The organism is candidate division KSB1 bacterium, assembly GCA_024655945.1.
Lineage (GTDB): Bacteria > Zhuqueibacterota > Zhuqueibacteria > JANLFK01 > Oleimicrobiaceae > Oleimicrobium.
Genome location: JANLFK010000002.1, coordinates 380263 through 404396, shown reverse-complemented (window position 1 = coordinate 404396; position 24134 = coordinate 380263). Strand labels below are relative to the sequence as shown.

The 24134-nt window shown below is 61.1% G+C and carries 18 protein-coding genes; 12 read left to right on the top strand and 6 right to left on the bottom strand.

The genetic code is table 11. From position 1 onward, the window contains the following. Nucleotides 1–31: 31 nt before the first annotated feature. The 8 genes from NUW13_04685 to NUW13_04650 all read left to right on the top strand — a co-directional run bounded on the left by NUW13_04685 (nt 32) and on the right by NUW13_04650 (nt 9933). Nucleotides 32–3151: a T9SS type A sorting domain-containing protein gene (locus tag NUW13_04685; protein MCR4438323.1), complete on the top strand. Its 3120-nt coding sequence runs from the start codon at nt 32–34 to the stop codon at nt 3149–3151. After that, nucleotides 3148–4584, top strand: a complete 1437-nt coding sequence (locus NUW13_04680) for a hypothetical protein (GenBank protein ID MCR4438322.1) — start codon at nt 3148–3150, stop codon at nt 4582–4584. Before NUW13_04685 ends, NUW13_04680 begins: the two co-directional genes overlap by 4 nt. Before the next feature lie 122 nt (nt 4585–4706). Next, nucleotides 4707–5333, top strand: coding sequence for a deoxynucleoside kinase (locus NUW13_04675; protein MCR4438321.1), 627 nt, complete (start codon nt 4707–4709; stop codon nt 5331–5333). Between the two features lie 19 nt (nt 5334–5352). Further along, nucleotides 5353–6087, top strand: coding sequence for an MBL fold metallo-hydrolase (locus tag NUW13_04670; protein MCR4438320.1), 735 nt, complete (start codon nt 5353–5355; stop codon nt 6085–6087). Nucleotides 6088–6092: 5 nt separating this feature from the next. Next, nucleotides 6093–6902 carry an SAM-dependent chlorinase/fluorinase gene (locus NUW13_04665; GenBank protein MCR4438319.1) on the top strand — a complete coding sequence of 270 codons (810 nt, stop codon included), beginning with the start codon at nt 6093–6095 and terminating at the stop codon, nt 6900–6902. Between the two features lie 8 nt (nt 6903–6910). Continuing rightward, entirely contained in the window at nt 6911–7804 is an 894-nt protein-coding gene (locus NUW13_04660; GenBank protein ID MCR4438318.1) for a site-2 protease family protein, read from the top strand. A gap of 81 nt (nt 7805–7885) precedes the next feature. Next, nucleotides 7886–9496 carry a DNA methyltransferase gene (locus NUW13_04655; protein MCR4438317.1) on the top strand — a complete coding sequence of 537 codons (1611 nt, stop codon included), beginning with the start codon at nt 7886–7888 and terminating at the stop codon, nt 9494–9496. Nucleotides 9497–9756: 260 nt separating this feature from the next. Continuing rightward, entirely contained in the window at nt 9757–9933 is a 177-nt protein-coding gene (locus NUW13_04650; GenBank protein ID MCR4438316.1) for a hypothetical protein, read from the top strand. A 153-nt stretch (nt 9934–10086) separates the two neighbouring features. On the opposite strand, the gene NUW13_04645 is transcribed toward NUW13_04650, so the two are convergent. The 6 genes from NUW13_04645 to NUW13_04620 all read right to left on the bottom strand — a co-directional run bounded on the left by NUW13_04645 (nt 10087) and on the right by NUW13_04620 (nt 19003). Next, nucleotides 10087–11787 (bottom strand): amidohydrolase, encoded by a 1701-nt coding sequence (locus NUW13_04645; GenBank protein ID MCR4438315.1) that lies wholly within the window; start codon nt 11785–11787, stop codon nt 10087–10089. Nucleotides 11788–12906: 1119 nt separating this feature from the next. Beyond that, the gene (locus tag NUW13_04640) at nt 12907–16095 is read right to left on the bottom strand and encodes a CusA/CzcA family heavy metal efflux RND transporter (protein MCR4438314.1); all 3189 of its coding nucleotides are present in this window, start codon (nt 16093–16095) and stop codon (nt 12907–12909) included. A 12-nt stretch (nt 16096–16107) separates the two neighbouring features. Then, entirely contained in the window at nt 16108–16860 is a 753-nt protein-coding gene (locus tag NUW13_04635; GenBank protein ID MCR4438313.1) for an efflux RND transporter periplasmic adaptor subunit, read from the bottom strand. Next, nucleotides 16853–17395, bottom strand: a complete 543-nt coding sequence (locus NUW13_04630) for an efflux RND transporter periplasmic adaptor subunit (protein ID MCR4438312.1) — start codon at nt 17393–17395, stop codon at nt 16853–16855. The genes NUW13_04635 and NUW13_04630 overlap by 8 nt, the downstream gene beginning before the upstream one ends. Nucleotides 17396–17450: 55 nt before the next feature. Further along, nucleotides 17451–18710 (bottom strand): TolC family protein, encoded by a 1260-nt coding sequence (locus NUW13_04625; protein MCR4438311.1) that lies wholly within the window; start codon nt 18708–18710, stop codon nt 17451–17453. An 11-nt stretch (nt 18711–18721) separates the two neighbouring features. Next, nucleotides 18722–19003 (bottom strand): metal-sensitive transcriptional regulator, encoded by a 282-nt coding sequence (locus NUW13_04620; protein ID MCR4438310.1) that lies wholly within the window; start codon nt 19001–19003, stop codon nt 18722–18724. A 501-nt stretch (nt 19004–19504) separates the two neighbouring features. Here NUW13_04620 and NUW13_04615 point away from each other — a divergent pair. The 4 genes from NUW13_04615 to NUW13_04600 are packed head-to-tail and all read left to right on the top strand — an operon-like array spanning nt 19505 to nt 24132. Further along, nucleotides 19505–20488 carry a carbohydrate kinase gene (locus NUW13_04615; GenBank protein MCR4438309.1) on the top strand — a complete coding sequence of 328 codons (984 nt, stop codon included), beginning with the start codon at nt 19505–19507 and terminating at the stop codon, nt 20486–20488. 56 nt (nt 20489–20544) lie between these two features. Further along, complete coding sequence (locus NUW13_04610) at nt 20545–21216, top strand: photosystem II reaction center PsbP family protein (protein MCR4438308.1); 672 nt, start codon at nt 20545–20547, stop codon at nt 21214–21216. 42 nt (nt 21217–21258) lie between these two features. After that, on the top strand, nt 21259–22569 hold the full coding sequence (locus NUW13_04605; GenBank protein MCR4438307.1) for an aminotransferase class V-fold PLP-dependent enzyme: 1311 nt from the start codon (nt 21259–21261) through the stop codon (nt 22567–22569). After that, nucleotides 22570–24132, top strand: a complete 1563-nt coding sequence (locus NUW13_04600) for an MATE family efflux transporter (protein MCR4438306.1) — start codon at nt 22570–22572, stop codon at nt 24130–24132. Nucleotides 24133–24134 lie beyond the last annotated feature (2 nt).

The following is a 24134-nucleotide window of genomic DNA, read 5'->3' as shown; positions in this document are numbered from 1 at the left end:
GCTATGTAACCCACGGAGTCATATTGTGCGCATGCGAATCATCTTCACGGTGCTCTTCAGCCTCACCGCCCTGGGATTTGCACAGGGCGAAAAGCGAATCTACATTGCAAATGACGACCACACCGACTACATGTGGCGGGCGGACGAGGAGACCTACCGGCAGGCTTTCTTGGACATGCTCGACTACTATCTTGACCTCGCCGACGCCACCGAGAACGAGCCATGCGACTTTCAAAGCCGCTTCAATTGCGATGGCAATTTTTGGGTGTGGACCTACGAGAAATACAAATCTGCCGCAGAGTTCGCCAAGCTGATCCAGCGGATCAGAAGCGGGCATATCGGCGTGCCCCTGAACCCTTTGGTCATCTGCTACGGTGGTGTGCCGGCCGAGGCGGTGCTGCGCAGCATGTACTACGCCGGCTCTCTGGAGCGACGCTATCGGCTGCGCTTTCCCATTGCCATCTCCATGGAGAATCAGACCCTGCCCTATGGGCTTGGTGCCCTGTGGGCAGGAGCAGGTGCCAAGTACTCGTGGAAGGGCGTCTGCGCCTGCCTCACGCAGATCGACTACGTCTACGGCAGAGAACACGAAGCCTACTGGTGGGTGGGCCAGGACGGCAGCAAGATCCTCATGAAGTGGAACTCCATGGTCTACCACGGCAATCAGGGTATCGGCGGCTACGCGGAGGCCTACGACACCTTCGGCGTAATCGACTTTGTCGATGCGGACCCATACTTCCAGAGCATCTACCCTTACCGCATCATCGGGGTGTTTGGCAAGGGCTGGGACGAGCTCCAGGTGCTGACCGACGAGTTCGTGCGTGCGGCCAAGGAGAAATCGAGGCCGGATCGGCGGGTGATCGTCTCCAATGAACAGGACTTTTTCGAAGATTTCGAGGCGACCTACGGCGACCAGCTCCCGCAACTGTCGTGCTCCTTCGGCAATGAGTGGGACCTCTATTGCGCCTCCATGGCCGAAGTGTCGGCCCGGGTGAAGCGCAGTGTGGAAAAGCTGCGCACCGCCGAAGCGATGGCCGCCCTGGTCGTCACCAGGGACGCCACCTTCATGGCCGGCAGGGAGCAGGCGCGCGACCTGGCGTGGATGAACATGGGGCTTTACTTCGAGCATGCCTGGACCGCCGACGGGCACATCAGCAAAGAGGCGCGGGCAGCATGGCAGCGGCGCACTGCCCAGGCCATCGAGGCCTACGTCGAGTCCCTCTTCCGGGACGCGAAGACTCGCTTAGCGGAGATGATTCCCGCAGGGCCTTTCCCGCGCTTCTACGTCTTCAACTCCCTCAGCTGGCTGCGCACCGATTACGTGGACCTTCCCTACGAAGGCCCCTTCCCCTGCGTCGTCGTGGACGTGGCAACTGGAGAGGAGCTGCCGGCGCAACGCAGCACAATGGCCGGCAAGCCCACATTGCGCGTGCTTGCCTCAGGAGTTCCGCCTGTTGGCTACCGCGTCCTCGAGGTCCGTCCTGGCCAAGGCCGACAATTCCCTGACTGGAGTCAGGTGGAAGGAGGGACTGCCCAGACAGACTCCTATCGCCTGGTCCTTGCGGGAAATGGAGCGATTACCAGTCTGGTAGACAAGCGGCAGGGCAACCCGGAGCTGGCCGGGCAGGCGGGCGGACTGAACAACTTGGGGCCGGGTGCGGGTACCGTGGAGCTCGAAGAGGCTGGCCCGGTTTCGCTGACGCTGAAAGCCACCTGCGGCACGCCGTTGCCCCATGTGACGCGCGTCACCCTGGCGCGCGACGTCGATCGCATCGAGATCGAAAACACCATTACCAGTAACTTCTCTGAGCTCTACACCTGGGACTTTGACTACACACCTCCTGGAGCGGAGGTGTGGCATGAAGAGGTGGGTGCGGTCATCCTGGCGCGTCTCACCTCCGAGGGCGGCCATTACTCGCCGCACACGGCCCGCTACGACTGGTTGACTCTCAATCACTTTGCGGACGTGGGGGGCAACGGACCCGGCTTTGTGTTCTCCAACGCCGACTGCTACTTCATGCGCCTTGGCAACAGCAGGCCTAACTGGTTGGACGTAGCGACACCGCGCATCTCGGTGCTGGCCGGCGGTCAGGTGGATGGCCCGGACATTGGCATCCCTAACCAAGGAGGCGACCGCTACTTTCTGCAGCGGTTTGCTTTGCGGGGCCGCTTCGGCTTCTCTCCTGTGCAGGCCATGCGCTTCGCCTTGGAGCACCAGAATCCACTGGTGGCAGGAAAAGTGGGAGGGGGCTCCGCCTTGCCGGCAGACACTTTTTCCCTGGTGCAGATCGACAATCCGGAGGTCCTCCTCTGGGCCATTAAGCCGGCAGAGGAGAACCCTGCCGGTGAGCTGGTGGTGCGGGTGTGGAATCTTGGCGCGCGTGCGAGCGATTTTCGCCTCTCCTTAGGCGGGGTCTCCATCAACCGTGCCCTGCGGCTCAGCCACATAGAGACACCGCTCGGCGAAGCCACCTGCGACGGCAATTCAGTGGTGAGCCCCATCAATCAGCAGCAGTTGCTCACCTTGGGTCTCGCCATAGAGAGCCCCTCCGGATTACTGCCGGCCCAAGGGCTGGAGGCCGTCTTGGAGGGCCACGCTATCCTCTTGCGCTGGCGCTCGCCCTATGATCCGAAAGTCAGAGGCTTTCGAGTCGAAAAAAGCATCGGCGGGGGCAGCTACGAGGATGTGGCCTTTGTCGAACCGCAAGAAGGGGGCTTGGGCGACATGCTCGAGTACACCTGGCGGGACTTTGCAGTGCCCAAGGGGCTGCTAATCTATCGCATCGCAACTCTCGGCAGCGACGGAAGCGCCTGGTACTGCGCTCCGGTTAGAGTGGAAGCCTCGGTTCCAGATACCTTCGGAATTCGTGGGTGCTTTCCCAATCCCGCCGCAGGGCAGTTGCAAACGCTCTTTGTGATCCCAGAGGAGCCTACCGATTCCTTGCACCTGCAGGCGACACTTCTTGCCGTATACAATCTGCAAGGGCAGATGGTGCGAAAGCTGGTGGACAAACCATTGCCCCCCGGTTTCTACACCACTGCCTGGGATGCCCGCGACGAGCATGGCCAGCCAGTGAGCAGCGGCATCTACCTCTGTGTGTTGCAACACGGCGACAGGACCGATTCCCGGCGAATGGTGATTCTGCGATGAGCACGCCTTGCCAGCGCGAGCAGAGCAACAAGCGAGTCTTCGTTCTCCTCGTGCTCGGCTTTGCCATCTTCTACGCGGTGCAGGTGCCCAGTTGCACGGTCAGTTCGGACGTCATTGTCTTCGCGCTCAGGTCAATTGCCCCGCGGCCCCTCGTCCACCATGCTTACCTTGACGACCGGAGTTTGCTCCATGGGGCACCATTGCCAAATTACCACCTCGCGCACACTGTCCTGCTCTGGCTCGCGTACAAGTTCGTCCCTGGCTGGCTCAGAGAGAGCATCGTGCCTGCCGGGCTCTTTTCCGCCTTATGCGGCGGGCTGATCGTGGGTTTGACTTTCCTGCTGTGGACGCGATTGGGACTGCGCAAGCGAGAGGCGATGGCCGTCGCTTGCGTCGCGGGGATTGTTCCCAGCATCTGGTACCATAGCTTGATCGGCGAAGTCTATGTGCCCCAGCTTGCGGCCGTGCTCCTTTTTGCCCTGCTCTTTTTGTACTCGCGCTACTTCCTGGCTGCGCTGGCCTTGTTGCTTGCCCTGCTTGTCTCCCCGCTGTCGGCTCTGTTATTTCCGCTAGCGTTCTTAGGAGGGTGGAACAAGAGGGCCATCAAGTTTGCAGCGATGGTCGGCGGGTTGGCAGTGCTCGGTTACTTGGCGGTGCACATGGCCCTAGGATCTTCCCCCCTTGCCTTCATCAGGGGAATCGGGCATGAGGCAGTGGCGAGGCCGTTACCTTACAAGCTCCTTTGTCTCGTTGGCATTCTGATGCTGAACCTGAACGTTCTGCTCTTTCTGCTGCTCAAGGGATTGCTGGTGTGCCTGCGGGAGAGAAGGGAGTTGCTCCTCACTCTGGCCTTGGCGACGGCCCCATACCTTTGTCTCCCTCTGGTCAGTGCCGACTTTCTCGTGGACAAGGGCTGCTTCCTGCTGCCACTCTTTTGGGCGCTGGCCATGCCCATTGGGGTCGCCATTGTGCGGGGACGATTCTTGCGCACCGGCGTCCTCCTCTCCCTGGTGGCCGTGACTGTGGTGACAATGGCCGTGTGGACTTTGCCCAGTCAGCATTTGGCCTCACGCCGAGCAGAAGTCGGCGTGACCTTGCGCGCGCGCTTCGGCGATGGGATAAAGGTGATGGGGGACTGGGGAACGGCTCTTCCGGTAACCGTGAGCATGGTGGGATGGGACTATGAGCGGGTGGCCTCGCACTATTTCGATGTTTCGTTCCCGTCACAGGCAGACTTTGAGGCGAGCGGCGAGGATTCGTTGCTCATCGCCGTGGGGAGAAAAGGCTCGCTCCGTCGCCAGGCGGCAAGACTCCCCCTGCCAGGGTTTGCGGTCGAAGGCTATGTGCCCAAAGTCGCCAGCGCCGATGGCCATCTGGAGTCTATCCTCGCCAACGAGCATCTTGCGGTCTACCTCTGGACCAGGCGCCACTGACTGACTGCCGGCGCCCCTGCCCAAAAGACTTCATCAGACTTTAACCGCTTGACTTTTAGCAGCAATTGGGTTATCTTTGTCCCAGGAAACGGGCGAGACCACGTGGACATTGAGGCGGTCGCATGGCGCGAAAGCACTTTGTAGCAGTGGCAGGCAATATCGGCGTTGGCAAGACCACGCTCGCCAGGTTGATTGCCGAGCACTTTGGCTGGCAGCCCTTCTACGAGCGGGTGATCGACAACCCGTATCTCAGCGATTTCTACCGGGACATGAGCAGATGGAGCTTCAACCTGCAGGTCTACTTCCTCTCCAAGCGCTTCATGGACCAGAAGCTGATCAGCGAGAGCCCTGTGTCGTGCGTGCAGGATCGCTCGATCTATGAGGACGCGGAGATCTTTGCCTACATTCTCTACAAGCAGGGACACATGGAGCAGCGCGACTATGACAACTATCGCGAGCTGTTCTACTGTATGACCAGCTACCTGCGCAAACCGGACTTGATTGTCTATCTGCGCGCATCGACGTGGACGCTCATCACGCGCATCCGGCGAAGGGGCCGGGATTTCGAAAAAGGGATCACCCCCGAGTATTTGCATGAGCTTAACCTCGCTTACGAGCGGTGGATCAAGAACGCTAGCAAGGAGATGAATGTGCTGACGGTGGAAGCCGACCAGTTCGAATTCGAGCACGACGTAGCTCGCAGGGAGCAGCTCTTTACGCAGATCAGGGCCTTCTGCCCAGAAGAGTAGCGAGGGAGGAGATTGAGCCATGATGTGGAGAGCAGCAGTTGCGATTGTCGGCCTCTGCCTGTTCCTGCAGGTGCGAGCACAGGAGCGCGCCTCGGACGTGGCCTCTTTCCTGCATTGGTACGGGCACGCCTCGTTCCGCCTCCAGGACGGGGAGCGGCAGATTTACATCGACCCCTGGAAGGTACCTGGCACAGCGCCGCTGGCCGACATTGTGCTGGTGACCCACAGCCACTTCGACCACTTTGCCCCGAGCACTATCGCACAGTTGGCAAAGGGGAACACGCGACTGGTAGCGCCGCGCGACGTCACCGCGCAGGCGGAAAAGTCCAAGGAACTGGCCGGACTGCACGCCAAGCCTGGGAACCTCATCGCGGTTGCCCCAGGGGACACCGTGCAGGTGAATGGGGTGGAGATTGTCGCGGTGCCGGCCTACAACATGGGCAAAGAGTTCCACCCCAAGGCGAACCGGTGGGTAGGATACCTCGTCAGGATGAGCAGCGGGCTGGTGGTTTACCACGCCGGCGACACGGATTTTGTGCCTGAGATGGCACGGCTTCGGCCGGACGTGGCGCTCTTGCCCATAGGCGGCACCTACACCATGGGGCCGGAGGAGGCGGCCAAGGCGGCGCAGGCAATGGGTGCGCGCGTGGTGGTGCCGATGCACTACGGCGAGATCGTCGGCAGCGCCAAGGACGCCGATCGGCTGCGCGAGCTCCTCGGCAAGAGTGTGCTGGTGCTCAGCAGGGAGAAGTAGGCGGGATGCCTTCGCTTGCTGCCGCGAAGGGGCGCAGCGGCATCGTGACGCTGCTGACCGACTTTGGCACGGCAGACGCCTTCGTGGGGGTCATGAAGGGGGTGATTCTCGGCATCAACCCGGCGGCGCGCCTGGTGGACCTTACGCATGAAATCCCGGCCCACGACGTGCAGGCCGCAGCCTTTGTGTTGCACACCGCCTATCGCTTCTTTCCGGCCGGCACGGTGCATGTGGTGGTGGTGGACCCAGGGGTGGGCAGTGCCCGACGTGCCATCGCCGTCGCGGCGGGCGGACAACTCTTCGTGGCGCCGGACAATGGCGTGCTGAGCTACGTCTTCGCCCGTGAGCCGGCCTACGAAGTGGTGGCCATCGAGCGCCGGGACTTGTGCCTTGCGGAGGTGAGCGCCACCTTCCACGGGCGGGATGTCTTTGCCCCTATCGCGGCGCACCTCTCCTTGGGTTTGGCCTTGGAGGAACTGGGGCCGCGTGTCGAGTCGCCGGTGCAGACAGCCATAGCGGAGCCTGTGGTGGAGGGCCGCAGAGTACGAGGCGACGTCGTCTACTTCGACCGCTTTGGCAACGCCATCACCAATCTGCCACGCGGGCTGGTGGCGGACGACGCTCAGGGCGGGGTGAAGGTTGTGGTCGGGGGGCACACGATCCATGGCCTGGCCCAGTGCTACGAGGAGGGAGGAGAAAAGAGCCCCATCGCCTTGTGGGGAAGCAGCGGGTACTTGGAGATTGCGGTGCGAAAGGCCAGCGCACGCGACCTATTGGGTCTGACCAGAGGTCATGAAGTGGTCATTGAATGGTGAGGAGAGTGATGAGGTTTCCTGAACTTCCAGACGGCTTGCCCGAGTACTACCCGCCTGCTTCTCCAGCCTTCCGCCCGAGCAGGCGCGCGCGTCTCTTCTATCGGCTGACTCCACACCGGCCGGTGAGCAACCTGCTGCTCTTTGTGGCTACGGTTGCATCCACCTTCTTTGTGGGTGGAGCGGTGTATTGCCTGTCGATTATGAGCATCTTGCTGGCGCACGAGATGGGGCACTATCTGATGTGCCGGCGGCATGGCGTTGGGGCAACGCTGCCATATTTTATCCCGTTTCCATTCCCGATGCTCAATCCCTTTGGCACCTTAGGAGCGGTGATTCGCATGGATGCGCGCATGCCCGACCGGCGCGCCCTCTTCGACGTGGCAGTGGCCGGACCCTTAGCTGGACTGTGCGTTGCCGTGCCGGTTATCTTTTTTGGCCTGCAGAGTTCGCAGATCGTGGCAAAGGCGGCGGCGGGACCGACAGTTCTCTACCTGGGGGAGTCGCTCCTCTTCAAGCTGATTGCCAAGCTCGCTGTGCCGGGGCTCACGCCGGACGTGGACATCATGCTCGGGCCCATGGCGTTCGCAGGGTGGGCCGGGCTGTTTGTCACCTCCCTCAATCTCTTGCCCATTGGCCAGCTCGATGGCGGCCATGTGCTGTACGCTCTGTTCGGGCAGAAGGCGCAGCGAGCCTACCTCTTCATTCTCATCGTCTTTGGCGTTGTGACCCTGGTCTTCTACCCTGGCTGGGCGTTGCTCATCGTGTTGCTGGTTGTCTTTGGCTTTCGCCACCCTGTGCCACTTGACCCCTGGCTTCCCCTGGACAGCAAGCGCAAGGCATTGGGTTATGCCATGCTGGTGATTTTCGCGATTTCCTTCACGCCCGTGCCGTTTAAGATCTGAGAAAGGCTCTCAGGTGTTCGGCCACACTCGGTCGACACCTGGGTTCGTCAAGGGGTGTGATTTCGAGGAAGAGAGAGATTCATGAACCGGAGACCACTGTTGAAGGAACGCACGAGCGGGGCAATCGAGTGCCCTCTGTGCGGCACATGTGTGCGCAGGAGCTTGCGCCTGCACATCGTCCGCGCCCATGGCGAAGAGGAATTCCGCAAGGTCATACTGGCGGAAGAGAGACGTGGCACGCCTGACGAAGAGATCGGCCAACGCTACGGAGTGTCTTTCGGGACAATTCAGCAGCTGGTGACCGAAACGTATGGTGCTAACGTAAGCAGCTTGAGAGCACGCAAGCGTATCAAGCGCTGGCAACCAGCGCATTTCCGGGAAGAAACGACAACAGTTTGGAGTTTCAGGCAGCGGGGCGACTGGGCCACGCACGACGGCAGGTATCGGGGTAACTGGTCTCCGTATATCCCGCGGAATGTAATCCTGAAGTACTCGAAGCCGGGGGAGGTAGTGCTGGATTACTTCGTTGACGGTGGAACTACGGCTGTGGAGGCCAAACTTTTGGGGCGGAGATGCGTGGCGAGGGACATTAACCCGTCCGCTATCTCCATGACGATCGAGAACTTGAATTTCTCCGTGCCCCCCTCGTTCTTTGGGGAAGCCTTGCCTCACATGTTCGAACCCCAAGTGAGTGTCGGAGATGCGAGGGCGCTGTCGGACATTCGCGACGCAACGATTGACCTCGTTTGTGCTCACCCTCCTTATGCGGGCATTATCCAATACAGCACCCGGATCCCAGGCGACCTTTCCATGTTGTCCATTGGTGAGTTCTTGACCGAAATGCGCAAGGTCGCCATGGAGAGCATGCGTGTTCTTAAGCCAGGGGGAAAGTGTGCCATTCTTATCGGCGACGCGAGGAAAGACAGGCGTGTGGTACCGATCGGCTTCAGTACCATCGGGGTGTTCCTGGAAGCCGGGTTCGGGTTACGCGAGTTGGTGATAAAACGGCAGCATAACTGCAAGACCACAGGCTTTTGGTACACCAGGAGCATTCAGCACAATTTCTTGCTTTTGGCGCACGAATACCTCCCCATCTTCGAAAAGCCACCCGCCAAGCGGGTGGCGGAACAAGGCAGCCTGTGGGCCGATATTCCTGCTCGCTGGCGTGCCGACGTAACGGAGGTGCCCAAGATCGGGGACGAAAACCTCGAGACGACAACAGTCTGGATATTCCCCGAGGAGCGCATCGAGTCAGAAACAAGGCGCAACCTACTCAGAAGATTTGGAATGGCAGGCGGTGCATTCTCGGAAGTGGTGTGCGACGGCGGGCGTGATGCTGGCCTTCCGGAGTCGCACGAACGCATAGGTGTCTTGTACGTTGACCATGCCTCGCAACAAGACCTGAGCGCGTTTGGTCGCTACCGCGCAGCGCTGCGGAACATCGTCACGCAATCGAGGCAGGCCCTTGCCCCGGGCAGCTGTCTAGTCATACGCGCGAGGGATTTCCGTGCCGCCAACCGCTTGGTCCCGGCTGGGTTCTTAGTGTGGAAGGACATGGACCAGCGACAGGACTTCAGGTTGAGGGAGATCATAATTGTGGCGCCCGAGCAAGCCGAAAGAGCAGAGGGAGGAGAGCAACTTAGCATAGTCCACAGCTACCTCCTCGTGTACGAGAAGACGGATACCGAATAGGGACCAAACCACATGAATCCGAGGAAAACCACCACGGGGCTAGTTCTCGAACAGATGATTCTGCCTGCCCTTGCCCACGGCGGATACCGGTGCACGATGCATGTAAACGTGGGGCAACGGCTGGGGGAGGAAGGCATGTCATTGATGCACTTGCAGAGGATGCCAAGGGGAGGCGGTTCCTGATTTCGCTTAAGTGGCAACAAGTTGCGGGTAGCGCCGAGCAGGAGGTACCATTTGAGGCAATGTGCTTGGCGGAGGCTGTGACCTCATCCCATGGAAAGTTCCACAAGGCTTACCTGGTGCTGGGCGGAGACGGCTGGAGGCTTCGCGACTTCTTCGTGGGGAGACAGCTGAAAGAGCTTCTCCGACTGGGGGATTCCGTCGCTGTCGTGACGCTGGAGGCGTTCATCGGGTTAGCCAACCAAGGGAAGCTGTAGTCCTGCCGCTTGCAGCCCGCGCTATGTACCCGCCATGGGTACAGGCCGTTTGCCAAGCGGTGCATTGGAGGAGCAGAGGGGTAGGCACTGAGTCTGCGCTTGCCCGGTGTCCACGGGATGCTTGTACCTCAGCGCCATCTGCCCATGTAAGAGTCAGCGGCCTTCAAAGACAGTCTTCCCGCCGACCACCGTCATCACCACCTTTGCCTCGGCAATTTCCTCAGGCGGGATGCGCATGATGTCGCGATCTAAGACGGCAAAGTCAGCTAATTTGCCAGGTTCCAGCGTGCCCTTTTCTGCCTCTTCGAAGGAGGCGTAGGCGGCGCTTGCCGTGTAGGCGCGCAAGGCCTCTTCTACCGTGATCTTCTGCTCTGGCACCCAACCGTCCGGATTCCTGCCATCGATGGTTCGCCTGGTCACCGCGGCGTGGATGCCCAACAGGGGGGAGGGCGGCGCCACGTACCAGTCGCTGCCAAAGACTAGGTGAGCCCCGCTGTCTATCAGCGAGCGGAAGGCGTAGGTGGTCTTGATGCGCTCCGGACCGATGACCTTTTCTGCCCACCGCCCGTCGTCGATGGCGTGGTACGGTTGCATGCTGGCGATGACTTCCAACTGGGCAAAGCGCGGGATATCGGCAGGGCGCAGGTGTTGGGCATGCTCAATCCGAAATCGCCGATCGCGCGGGCCGTTCCGGGCTGCTACCTGAGCATGGATGTCCAGCAGCAGAGCATTGGCGCGGTCGCCGATGGCGTGTACCGCCACCTGCAGGCCGGCCGAGTCCGCCTGGCTGACCCAGCGAAGAAGGTCCTCCGGCGCGTTTACCAGCAGACCAGAGTCCCCCGGAGTGTCGGTGAAAGGCTCGAAGAAGGCGGCCGTGTGGGAGCCAAGCGAGCCATCCACAAAGCACTTCAGCATGCCGATGCGCAGCCACTCATCACCGCGTCCGTGGGCACGCACCTCCTTGGCGAGAAGTTGCGCAGTGGTAAGCGGCACTGCCGCGTAGATGCGCGTGATGAGCTTGCCAGCGTCGTGAACGCGCCTAAACAGGGCCAGGTCGTCCCAGGTACCCATGTGGTGCACGCTGGTCACGCCCTGGCTGGCGACGTAGCTCATTGCTGCCTGCAAGGCCCGCTCCCTCTGGGTTTGATCCGGCTCTGGAACCACCCGGTCGATGAGCACCATGGCATTGTCCTTGAAGATGCCGGTGGGATTGCCTTGCGCGTCACGAACGATCGTGCCGCCTGCCACGTCGGGGGTCTTTGCCGAGACGCCAGCTGCCTGCATGGCTAAGGAGTTGGCCAGGGCCATGTGCCCGTCGAGGCGGCGCACCCACACTGGGTTGCGCGTGGAGACGGAGTCGATCCACTGGTGCGTGGGCAGCTCGCCTCCCCATAGGGCGTGGTCCCAGTCACCGCCGGTGATCCAGACGCCGGGCCCTACCTGCTCAGCATATGCCTTGATGCGTTTGATGAACTCAGCGGGTGTGGAAGCATCCCGCAGCTGTACCGAAGAGAGGCGAAAGCCCCCTTCGAGAAAGTGCACATGGCAGTCGATGAAGCCTGGGACCACCATCTTCCCTTGCGCGTCGATTACCCGCGTGGTGGCTCCTGCCAAGCGGCCGACTTCTTCGGATGAGCCCACTGAGACGATGCGCTCGTTGGCTACAGCAATGGCCTCTGCCCAGGGTTGAGTCTCGCAGCCTGTCCAGATGCGCGCATTGGTGACGATCAAGGTGGGGCGGACCTTGTCTTCTGAGTCTTGCCGACAAGTGAATGTCAGAAGGGCAAGGCAGATCATGGCGATTCCAAGTCTTAGGCACGACGTGTAAGACACGCCGCCGATGTGTCCGTGCATCAGTGGATTCTCCTTGGCTACGATGTGCACGTTTGCCCCCCGGCCGATGGCTCATGTTCCTCAGGGCCCCAGCCGGCGAGGAATCCTCAACGGGCTTGATCTTTGGGAAGTTGCCCGGCAGTTGAGACCGCACCGCTGCAACAGGGTGTGCAACAAAGGCCCTCTGGGTGCAACGACTTTCACCTCGGCAACGGAGCCGATCCGTGGAAAATGGCTCACGGGCCATATCGCCAGCGACCTCGCCGACCACATCTTGATCCCCGTGCCCGGTCGGCGGCAGCTACGGCCGTAACAACTGGGGGTTGTCCACTTTTGTTCCACAGTGCGGCCGGCCTGTGCTCAGCTACTCCTCAGCGCGTGGCAGCGCAACCCCACTCCCATCGGCTTCCTCTGTGGCAAACTCGGGCATCCCGTGGCCTCTGTCTAAGCTTCGCTCTTCCCGCTCGGCTGCAGCTTGGAGATCGTTCGCGTGCCCATGGATCGCCTCTCCCGCGAGAGAACGACGTTCCGAGTAGGTCCGCGCGCACGGGTAGTTCCCTGACCGTCGGGAGAATACCGCTGGTGCCAGGGTAACAATCCTCGCGCGCCTCGGACACGCGGGACGGGCAGATTGCTCCGTGGTACTCACCCGCATTCGGCCGCACCGAGCTATCCATTTGCTGCGGCACAAATCGCATTGAGGCACCGCGCGGCCAGCGCTCTTTGCACGGAAAGCACTGCCCCGGCGACCAAAGCCGCTTCCCCTTTGCTCATGCCTTAGGTAGCTGACCTACCTGGCCTACGCGGGAACTCCGTCAGTAGGCTTGCCACTTCGTACCGGTCAGCCGCGGGATCGGCATTGATCTCCGCCACTCCTCACACGCTTCAGCAGCAAGGGAGCCGCTTAGCCTTTCTCACGAGAGCACGCCCCAGCTACCCGCATGGCCATGACCTGCTGGGGACATTGCCGGCCTGGTGCCGTCCCTCCAAGCAGTTCCCCTGCGCTCGCGGAGAAGCCGCCAGCTCTATCCTCTCGTATCCCTTTGTTGCTTGAACAAGGCCGGACCCCTCCCTCTGCTCGTTGGAAAGCCACAGGTGACGAGGCCGTTTCAGGAGATGCCGACCTTCCCTGGCCTCATGCTATTTCCTCAGCTCCGTCATGCGTTTCCAAATGAGGTACACGGCCGGATACACCAGGAGCTCCATCGCGAAGCTTGTGAAGATCCCCCCGACCATGGGCGCGGCGATCCGTTTCATCACGTCAGCGCCGGTCTCGTGGCTTTGTGCACACATGATGGGCAAAAGGCCGATAAAGGTGGTGGTAACCGTCATCATCTTCGGGCGGACGCGCCGGACCGCTCCGTGGATGATGGCCTCCTTGAGGTCACCCAATGAGCGCATGAGGCCTTTTCTTCGCCGCTCCTCATAGGCGAGGTCGAGATAGAGGAGCATGATCACGCCTGTCTCGGCATCCACCCCAAGGAGGGCGATGATGCCCGCCCAAACCCCGAGACTCAGATTGTAGCCCAGCAGGTAGAGAAGCCAGACCGCTCCCACCAGGGAGAAGGGCACCGCCAGGAGCACGATGAAAGTCTTGGTGACGGAGTGCGTGTTCGTGTAGAGGAGCAAGACGATGAGGAATAGCGTTAGCGGCACGACCAACATCATCTTCCGCTTCACTCGCGCCATGTACTCGTACTGGCCGGAAAACGCCAGCGAATAGCCTGGAGGAGGCCGGAGTTCCTGCTCGAGGGCCCGTTTCACGTCGCGCACATAGCGACCGATATCGCGGCCCGCCATATCCACGTACACGTAGCCGGCTAGACGCCCGTTCTCGTCGCGGATCATGGAAGGACCCAGGCGCAGCTTCACCTCGGCCACCTGGGAGAGCGGAATCTGAGCGCCATTGGCAGTGGCGACGTAGACCCGGCCGAGCTCGTCCACATCGTCGCGCAGCTCCCTGGGATAGCGAACGTTCACCGTGTAGCGTTCCCTGCCTTCGACGGTCTGGGTCACCACCTCCCCTCCGAGGGCCGCCATGATCGTCATTTGCACATCTTCCACCGACAGGCCAAAGCGAGCCAGCTGCTCGCGGTTCAGCTCGATGTCCACGAAATAGCCTCCCCCTGCACGCTCGGCAATGACGCTCCTCGTCCCCGGCACGGCGGAAACTATGCGCTCGATCTGCGTCCCAATTCGCTCGATTTCGCGGAGGTCATCGCCGTAGATCTTGATCCCAAGGGGTGTGCGCACTCCGGTGGTGAGCATGTCAATGCGGCCTTTGATGGGCATCGTCCAGCTGTTGACCACCCCCGGGAGGCGCAGAGCCTGCTCGAGACCGCCCTCGCCGTAGATCAGTTCCTGCCAGGAAATCCGATCCGGCCAAAGGATCCGCAGCGGCCCCTGGAGGAACCTCGGAACCCAGCCGGAATACCAGCGCGGTTTCCTGCGCCACTGGCTCTGCGGCTTCAGGAGGACCGTGGTCTCCATCATGGAGAAAGGAGCCGGATCCGTAGAGGTGACAGCTTTTCCTGCCTTTCCGAAGACGCGCTCCACCTCCGGGAAGTTCTTCAGAATCCGATCCTGGACTTGAAGCAGATGCGCAGCTTCGGTGACCGAGATCCCGGGCAAGGTGGTCGGCATGTAGAGGATCGACCCTTTGTTCAGAGGCGGCATGAACTCTGAGCCCAGCCGTAGGTACACAGGCACGGTCGAAAGGACAATACCTGCTGCCACCAGGACCGCAAACCAGGGCCTCCGGAGGATGCGGACGAGCACAGGCTCGTAGATGCGAAATAGGAAGCGGCTCACCGGATGCTCCTCCTCCGGGCGAATCCTGCCCCGGATGAAAAGACCCATCAATGCGGGAGCGACGGTGATGGCCATAAGGGCGGCGAAGGCCATGGAAAAGTTCTTGGTGAAGGCCAGCGGCTTGAAGAGCCTCCCTTCACATGCCTCCAGGGTGAAGATGGGCGTGAAGGCAATGGCAATCACCAGTAAGCTAAAGAAGATAGGCCTGCCCACCTCCTTGGCGGCCGAAACCAGTACCTCGAACGGAGGGGCCTCACGGGGATTGTGTGCTTCCAATCTCTTGTGCGCGTTCTCCACAAGCACGATGGAGGCATCCACCATGGCACCAATGGCAATGGCGATTCCGCCCAGAGACATGATATTGGAAGTTAGCCTCATGTAGTACATCCTGATGAAGGCCAGAAAGACCGCCAGAGGCAACGTCACGATGGGGATGGCAGCGGAGCGAAGGTGCCACAGAAACAGGATGACGACTGCCGAAACAGCCACCATCTCTTCCAACAGCTTGCTCCGGAGAGTGTTGATGGCGCGTTGGATCAGATCGGAGCGGTCGTAGGTGATCACCACCTCCACGCCTTGGGGGAGCTCCACTTCTCTCAGCCTTTGCTTCACCCGTTCGATCACCCGTAGGGCGTTCTCCCCGTAGCGCATGACCACAATGCCGCCTACCACTTCCCCCAAGCCATCGAGCTCCCCAACGCCTCTGCGAATGTCTGGCCCAATGGCTACCTCCGCCACGTTCCCGATCGTAATGGGAACCCCGCGCGGGTCGACCTTGATCACCGCCCGTTTGAGATCCTCCACCGAGCGCAGGTACCCGCGACCCGTGACCATGAACTCTGTTCCCGCGATCTCCAGCAGACGGGCGCCCACCTCCGCGTTCGCCTTGCGCACGGCCGTTACGACCTCCCCCAACGAAAGCCCGTAGGCGAGCAGCGCTTCGGGACGGACGATCACCTGATATTGCTTCTCGAACCCGCCCACGCTCGCCACCTCGGCGACCCCCTCCACCGATTGCAAAGCGTACCTCAGATGCCAATCCTGAAAACCCCGCAGCTCCTGCAGGGAATGCTTGCCGCTACGGTCCACCAGAGCGTACTGAAACACCCACCCCACTCCGGTGGCGTCCGGGCCCAGCGCCACTTTCACGCCTTGCGGCAGGGTGGGCGTCACCTTGCTGAGGTATTCCAGTACGCGCGAGCGAGCCCAGTAGACATCGGTGCCGTCCGAAAACAGGACGTATATGTAGGAAAAGCCGTAGTCCGAAAAGGCCCGGATGTCCTTCACCTTGGGGGCTCCCAACAACGCACTCACGATGGGGTAAGTCACCTGATCCTCGATGATGTCTGGGGGACGATCCCAGCGGCAGAAAATGATCACCTGGGTGTCGGACAGGTCTGGGATGGCATCCAGCGGAACCCGGCGAATACACCATATCGAGTAGAGCACCGCGAAGGTCGCGCCCAGGAAGACCAACCAGCGGTTCCTCGCCGACCAATCGATGATCTTCTCAATCACGGGGGGACTCCTTCAATGAGAATGGGTTCGGCTGAGGGCCAGCCTGAGCTTGCTCTCGGAGTCGAGGAGGAAATTCGCCGAGGTCACTACCTGATCGCCGGGGGCGATGTCCCCCGTAACCTCGACGAAATCGTCCGCTCTCACACCGGGGCGAACCTCCCGGGGCTCCAGCATTCCATTCCCCCGATGGACAAAGACCAAATAGCGTACTCCCGAAAACATCACCGCCTGCTCCGGCACCACCAGACGTTCGCCGAGATCCGTCGCGATCTCCACCGTGGCGAACATGCCGGGCACAAGCCGCCCCTCCGCATTCGACAGCCTCACCCTTACCTCCGCCGTTCGGGTTGCTCCGTCCAGGTAAGGATCGATGTAGTCGATGGTGCCTTGCAACTTGCTCCCCGATTCCCCCACGAGCTCAGCGGTGACGGGCTGCCCCGTCCGCAGAAGTCGCAGATCCTCCTCATAGACCGCTGCCTTGAGCCAGACCTTCGAGATCTCCGCGAGCCGGTAGAGGGTTTCACCCGCCTCAATGTGCTTTCCCTGGAACACGCTCTTCTCCACCACGAAGCCTGTCACCGGGGAATGCAGCGTCACCACGCGCGAGGGCTTTCCACTCCTTTCCAGCTCGAGGATCTGTGCTTCGGAGAGGTCCCAAAGGAGCAGCTTGCGGCGAGCCGCCTCCCGAACAGCAGGTACCGATCCGCTGGCGCCCAAGGCCAACAGATACTCCTCTTGTGCGGCTACAAGCTCGGGGCTATAGATGGAAAAAAAGCGGCTCTCCTGCGCGGACCACCTTCCCGGTGAAGTCCGCGTACAGCGACTCCACCCACCCGGAGAACTTGGTGCTGATCTCTTTCAGCCGCGTTTCATCGTAGGTGATGCGAGCCACCGCGCGGATCTGTTTGTGCAGCCTCCGTCGTTCTGCTACGCCGAAGGTCACACCCACTGCTCGGAGCGTTTCCTCAGGGATGTGCAGGGTTCCCACCGAGTGCGGCGTCGCTTTCGGCTCCTCGGTCTTCACCGGGACCAAGTTCATGCCGCAGATCGGACTGTTGCCCGGCTTATCGGAGGTGTATTCCGGATGCATTGGGCAGTGGTAAGTCGTCTTCTGTTCCTTCGGGGCCGTGGGCGTTTGGGCGGGCGCCTTTTGCTCATGCTGCCTTTGCGGGACCTGCTCGCCAGGCATCTCATGACCGGCATGTCCCTCCTCCGCCGCCTTTTGCGCGCCTTGCTCCTTACTCCCGCAGGAGATCCAAAACAGCGCAAGGCACAGGGTCGCGAAGGCGATCCCTAGCAAGTCCTCTTTTCATCACGGCACCTCCTCTGGTTGTGTATCCGGAGCTACTGGGATCTTATTTCTTTGCTGTCAGGATTTCCGCCCCGGTCAGCTCCTCTACTTGCGCGGCGGCGATCCAAAGGTCCGCCAAGCTCTTGGCATACTCCATCTGGTAGGTGATCAGGGCATCGATATCTGATAGGAGGCTGAGGAAATCCGCTCTCCCCACCATGTAACTGGAAAGGGTTGCCTGGAGAGAGCTCTCCGCCTGAGGGATGGTCCGCTGTCGATACAGAGCGATGCGTGCCTCGGCACTCTTCCCAGCCACCCAACTTTCGTGCAGCGCCGCGGCTATTTCATTCCGCAGGTCCAGCGTCTGGAGCGTTGCACCCTGCTGACGCAGCTTGGCCTCAGCCAGGAGATTCTTCTCTCGCTTCCAAAAGTACAAGGGGATCTCGACTCCGACCATTGCCTCGTACACATCCCCGAACCGGCCACGAAACATTCTGCCAGCGCGTATCATGAAGTCGGGAAGAAAGTTAATGCGTGCGAGGTTCTCCTCCACAGCCGCCTTTTCCGCCTGCAGTTCCGTCCGCCTCAGGCGCGGATTCTTCTCCTGCGCCCTGGCCAGAAGCTCCGGAGCGTCGAGGGGCAGCGAGGATACCGGCAACTCGCCAGCTATGACTTCTAGCGAATCCACTGGCACGGAAAAGAGGGATGCCACGCGCCCCCGCAATCCTTCCAGGATCGCCTCGGTCTCGAGGATCATCTCTGCGGTTTGGGAGATCTCCACCTGGGCCTTGAAGAGGTCCGACTGAATCGCCTGGCCCACAGCGTAACGGGCCTCGGCAAGCCGCGCTCCCTCCTCCAGCAGGGATTTCCTCTTCTCGAGTAATTGGCGGGAACGCTGGTAGTAGAAGAGTCTGGAGTATAGCTCTTTGGCTTGACGCACGAGAGCTAACCTTGTCTCCTCCTGCAGGAGCGCTTGTTGGTCTGCTTCGATCCGAGCCGCGACCCGATGAAGCTTGAGCTCCCCGGGAAAGGGGATCCCCTGGTTAACCGAGACGCCGAAACCGCTCATCATCTCCTCGCCCACGGTGAGGCGGCCCCACCCCACGTTCTTGAGCTCAAAGCCGAGGGTCGGATTCGGGAGCACGCCGGCGGCTGCGGCGCGTCTACTCAAGGCTTCGGCTTCCAACTGCTCCGCCTGCAGCCTTGGGTTGCGTTGTAGGACAAGAGCCACTAATTCGTCCAATCCGGTCACTCTGTGCTGTGCCTTGACGGGCAGGGCGGCCACCAAACTGAACAGGACGAGGACTACAGACGATACTGTCATTGTTGGCCTCCTCAGCGCCGAGTCTTGCGCAGCAACTCGATGATCTCATTGACCTTCGTCGCTCGCTCTGCATCGCTACCCGCCGCGACGGTTTCGGAAACGCAACTGCGCAGGTGTCGCTCCAAGATGCTCTCCTGGACGCGTTGCAGCGCCCCTTGCACCGCGGCAATCTGGGTGAGGATGTCGATGCAGTAGCGCCGATCTTCGATCATCTTGATCACGCCGCGGATCTGCCCTTGAATCTTGCGCAGCCGCCCTAGCTCCTCCAGGTGAGTGGTCTTGTGCTCCTGCATAAGCCTCCTCGAGAAGGGAAACAACCTGTCCGGCCGGGGACCGACAACCTACCCCTACCGGGTAGGGGTAAAATAGCAACTCCCTCCCCAGTTGTCAAGTAGTTTCTTTTCGCCGCCATCTGGCGTTGCCCCACCAGCTAATCGCAGCAGACACAAGTGCCCCACATCATTGCAGGGGAGGCAGGGCGACACGCGCTCATCCTTCCGGGCCACCACCTCTCAGGTGGCTACCCGGACCGTCGGCCACGGGTCTGCTCACGGGTGGAAGACATGGCGCCGACGGTGCCCCCTCCCGTCACCTACCGCGGGGAGGATTAGAAGTGTCGGGGGGGAGTGTAGAGGCGCCGCCGGCCGTCCCAGAGAGGCGTCGCCTGAGCTTCCACCCCTTCGGCAAACTCCTTGCATATTGCCGGCGAATTTATTACTTTTCGCTCGCGGCTGGGGGAACATCCGGGACGAGGTGGGGCAAGGAGGAGCGCGGACCAAAGGAAAGGGACGGAGATGGATTTGTCAGGGGGTAGGAGGCGCAGGCCACACCGTACAGCAGCCAAAAAGAAGTTCATCGTAGGCATCGGCGAAGTGCTATGGGATCTCTATCCAGACGGGAAATTCCCAGGGGGAGCCCCCGCCAACTTTGCCTACCATGTGCACCACCTCGGACAAGAGGCGTGCATCGTCAGTCGCGTGGGGCGCGATGAGCTGGGCGACGAGCTCGCCGAGCGCTTGAGCATGGCGGGGCTGGATGCCGGGTATCTCCAACGCGACGCAGCACGGCCCACCGGGACTGTCAAGATAAGCCTTGACCGCCAGGGAATGCCCAAGTTCCAGTGCACCGAGGACGTGGCCTTCGATTACCTGGAGCCCGCCCCGCTATGGCAGTCCTTGTACGCAAAGGTCGACGCGGTGCTGTTCGGCACCTTGGCGCAGCGCCGAGAAGGCAGTAGAAATGCAATCAGAGAGTTTCTTGCTCAGGTGCCTTCTGCCCTGCGCATCTACGATGTGAATATCCGCGGCTGGAACGACATCACCCGCCAGTTAGTCGTGGACTCGTTGCGACTGGCAAATGCCCTCAAGCTCAACCAGGAGGAGCACGACTTGCTCCGGGATGTCTTCCACTTCCAGGAAGACCAACCCGCCGCGTTTCTGCGGTTTCTGGTGAAGGAGTTCGACCTGCGCCTCGTGGCCCTCACCTTGGGCAGCGAGGGCTGCGTGCTTATCGACCAAGCGGAGGTCGTCTACGAGCCTGGCTTCCGCGTGGAAGTGGTCGACACCACCGGCGCAGGCGATGCTTTTGCCGCCGCACTCGTGGTCATGTTTCTGGAAGGCATGCCGCTTCGCGAAGTGGCACGGTTCGCCAACGCCCTGGGGGCGCTTGTGGCTTCGCGCAAGGGGGCAACGCCAGGGTGGAACCTCACGGAGTTGCGTCGCCTGATCAGCTCCACCAGCACAAGAGTGTGGTCGGAGACGTATCAGCAGTTCGGGTAGGGAAACCGCTTGGTGCCCCTCCGCCGACGGGGAATGGACGAAAGATTGGGAAAGTCATGAAGCGGACGATGCTTGTACCCGTGGGGCTGCTTCTCGTCGGGCTTGCCGTGGTGGTGGCATTGAGTTTCTACCTCCGCACGTTCGAGAAGCAGGCTAAATTGATCCGCGAACAGATACCGCCGGTTCCGGATGAGCCGGTGGTCACGGTGGCGGGACAGTACTTTTTTGATACCATCGACAGATTTAGCTTCAAAATGCCGGGCGATGGGTGGCAGGTGCACGTGCTCGTGCGGCCCGATACTCTCCCTCCGGAGATACCGACGCGCGCAATGCTCAAGAACATGGTGCCTCTTGCAGTGCTCGATCGCGTTGCTGGATCGGATACGATGGCCAAGGCGACTGTCGGGGTCATGAGGCAGACCGTGATGCGCAACGCCGAGGACAGCGCAACCCAGATGTTGGGGGAGCTCATAAGTCAATGCGAGCGGGGGCCTGCGCGCCTGCGCTTGCTCAAGGAGGTGACCACCGCTGGCACGGGCGTTCACGCGGCGGCCTACTTCATGGTCGTTTTGCCGCCGGAGGCACAGGAGCCCCTACCGGTGTGGGTCTGCAGCGTCACAGTGCGTGAGGGCTTGAGCATCATCTTTCTGGCGCAGACTACCGAGGCGCGCTACCCGGAGGTGCGGGCCGATTTCGAGAAGATTGTGGAGAGCTTCCGCTGGTTGTGATGCACTTTTCATTTGCCTGGAAGATGAAGAGGAGGTGGCTTGATGATTGTGCTGACGGACATGGATACGCGGCGCTCTTTCCTGCGCAAGCTGGCAGCTGGCGGCTTGGCAGCGTCCCTGGCCTTCCCACTGCGCAAGGCTCTCTCCTCGTGGAGCCTGGATGCCAGTGCCTTGAGCCGTCCCGATGGCGGCTCCCCTGAGGACGAGGATTACTGGCGACTGGTGCGGGAGCACTTTCCCTTGACCACTGAGCGCACCTATTTCAACAACGGCGGGCTTGGTCCTTCACCCCGCATAGTCCTTGAGACCTACCGGGAAGCTTGTTTGCGTCTTGAGAAGATTTGTGAGACCGGCCACGAAGAGGTCGGTGCGGTGCGGGCCAAAGCCGCTTCCTTCTTAGGGTGCGAACCCACCGAGATCGCCTTTACGCGAAATACCACCGAGGGGATGAACATCATCGCCTGGGGGCTTCCCCTGCGCAAAGGGGACGAGGTGGTAACCAGCACCCACGAGCACCCGGGTGGCGCCATCCCCTGGCTGGCAGTGGCCAAGGAGAAGGGCGTAGTCGTGCGGCTCTTCGAGCCTGCGAAGACCAAGGACGAGAACCTCCGCATCATCGAGCGGAGTGTGACGCGCAAGACCAGGGTGCTGTCCCTGAGCCACATCACCTGCACGACTGGGCTCCTCTTCCCGGTGAAGGAAGTCTCAGCACTGTGTCGCCAACGCGGCATATGGCTGGTATTGGACGGAGCTCATCCGCCGGGCATGATTCCGGTGGACCTGCACGGCTGCGGCTGCGACTTTTACGCAACGTCTGGGCACAAATGGCTCCTGGGCCCCAAAGGGACAGGTCTGCTGTACATCCGCAAAGAGATGTCTGACGTGTGGCGGCCCACCTACGTGGGTGCCTATTCCGACGCCAAGTACGATTTGGACACCCTCACCCTCGAATACCGGCGCGAAGCCGAGGTGACCGAATACGGCACGCGCAACACGCCGCTCATCCTGGCGCTTGGCGCAGCCTTCGATTTCCTCGGCGCCATAGGCATGCCTCGCGTGGCAGCGCGCGGGCGCTTTTTGGCGGAGCTTCTGAAGAAAGAGTTAGCGGCCACGCCGACTGTGGAGATCCTCACGCCGATGGAACAAGATTCGGCGGCCTCCATCGTCACCTTTCGTCCGACGGAGATGAAGACCAGCGCCCTCCTCGATGCCCTCAACAGAGAGGGGTTCAGGGTTCGCTCGGTGGGCGAGCACCGTTTGGACGCCGTCCGGGTCTCGGTGCACGTCTACACCAGTGTCGCGGAGGTAGAGCACTTCTGCCACACCGTGCGCCGCATTACCTCAGGTGCTTGAGTGGGGCGGCAGTTGCGCAACGGTGACGGCGCGCCCTTGCATACCGCCAATCCGGTTCTGTGGCGCCGCTGGAGCGCTCCGGGCGGCTACGCGGAGCTCGTGCGCGTGGGGGTGCCGCTCATCCTCAGCACGGGTTTCTGGAGCATTCAGCAGTTTGTTGACCGCATGTTTCTCTCCTGGTACTCGCCGGAGGCAGTTGCTGCCGCCTCGCCCGCTGGCCTTGTCGCTTGGACCATTGCCAGTGTCTTTGTGGGCACTGCCGCCTACGTGGACACTTTCGTGGCCCAGTACTACGGCGCCCGCCAATATGGTCGTATCGGCCCAGCGGTATGGCAAGGGGTGTACCTGACGGGGATAGCTGCGGTGGCAGGGGTAGGCGCTTTCCTCGTCGCAGAGCCACTTTTTGCCTTGACCGGACACCCGCCTGGCGTGCTTGCTCTGGAAGTGCGCTACTATCGAGTGTTGTCGCTGGGCATGTTCGCTCCGGTACTGGGCTCTGCTCTGTCAAGCTTCTTCAGCGGCAGGGGCGACACCTGGGTCGTCATGTGGGCGAGCGCCATCGCTACTCTCACCAACGTCGTGCTGGACTATGCGTTGATCTTTGGCAAATGGGGCATGCCCGAGTTGGGGATCACCGGCGCGGCTCTGGCCACGGTCGCCTCAGGATTGGTGGCGGTGGCAGTCTACGCCGTGCTTTTCCTTGGCCAGCAGCACGACGGGGAGTTCCGTACCAGGAGAGGGTGGCGCCCGGAGGGAGAGTTGTTCAAGAGGCTGTTGCGCTTTGGCCTGCCCAGTGGCATGCACTTCTTCTTGGATATCCTTGGCTTCACCGCTTTTGTCATCATTGCCGGCCGGCTGGGTACTGCGGAACTGGCTGCCACCAACATCGCCTTCAATATCAACTCGCTGGCCTTTATGCCGCTCTATGGCATCGGCATTGCCGTGTCCATCCTGGTCGGACAGTGGATCGGAGCTGACAGGCCAGACCTTGCCGAAAAGAGCACTTGGTCTGGATTCCACCTAAGTGCTGCCTACATGACGCTGTTTGCCTTCGGGTACCTGGTATTCCCGCGGGTATTTCTGAGGCCGTTCGCCGCCCAGGCCGATGCTGCGCAGATGGCACGGGTGTTTGCCACCGCCGTGGTCCTCCTGCGCTTTGTGGCTGCTTACTCCCTTTTTGACGCCATGAACGTCATCTTCGGCTCGGCGATCAAAGGGGCGGGAGACACGCGCTTTGTGGCACTGGTCAATGTGGCCCTGTCGTGGGCAGTGATGGTCATTCCCAGCTATGTGGCGGTATCCGTGTTCGGCAAAGGTCTGTTGACCATGTGGGGTGCGGCAACTCTCTACATCATGCTGGTTGGCCTCACATTCCTCCTCCGCTTCTTGCGCGGCAAGTGGAAGTCGATGCGGGTAATAGAGGTGCCGAGAACAGGGGTGTTGCGCGTGCCGGAAGGTTGCCACGCCCCAGAAGGTCTACTGGGGGCTTTGCCCGCAGGGACCACCGAGGAAGGAAGGGAGGGATTGCCCCGGGTAGCGGGCTCGAACGGGTCAGGGAACTGAAA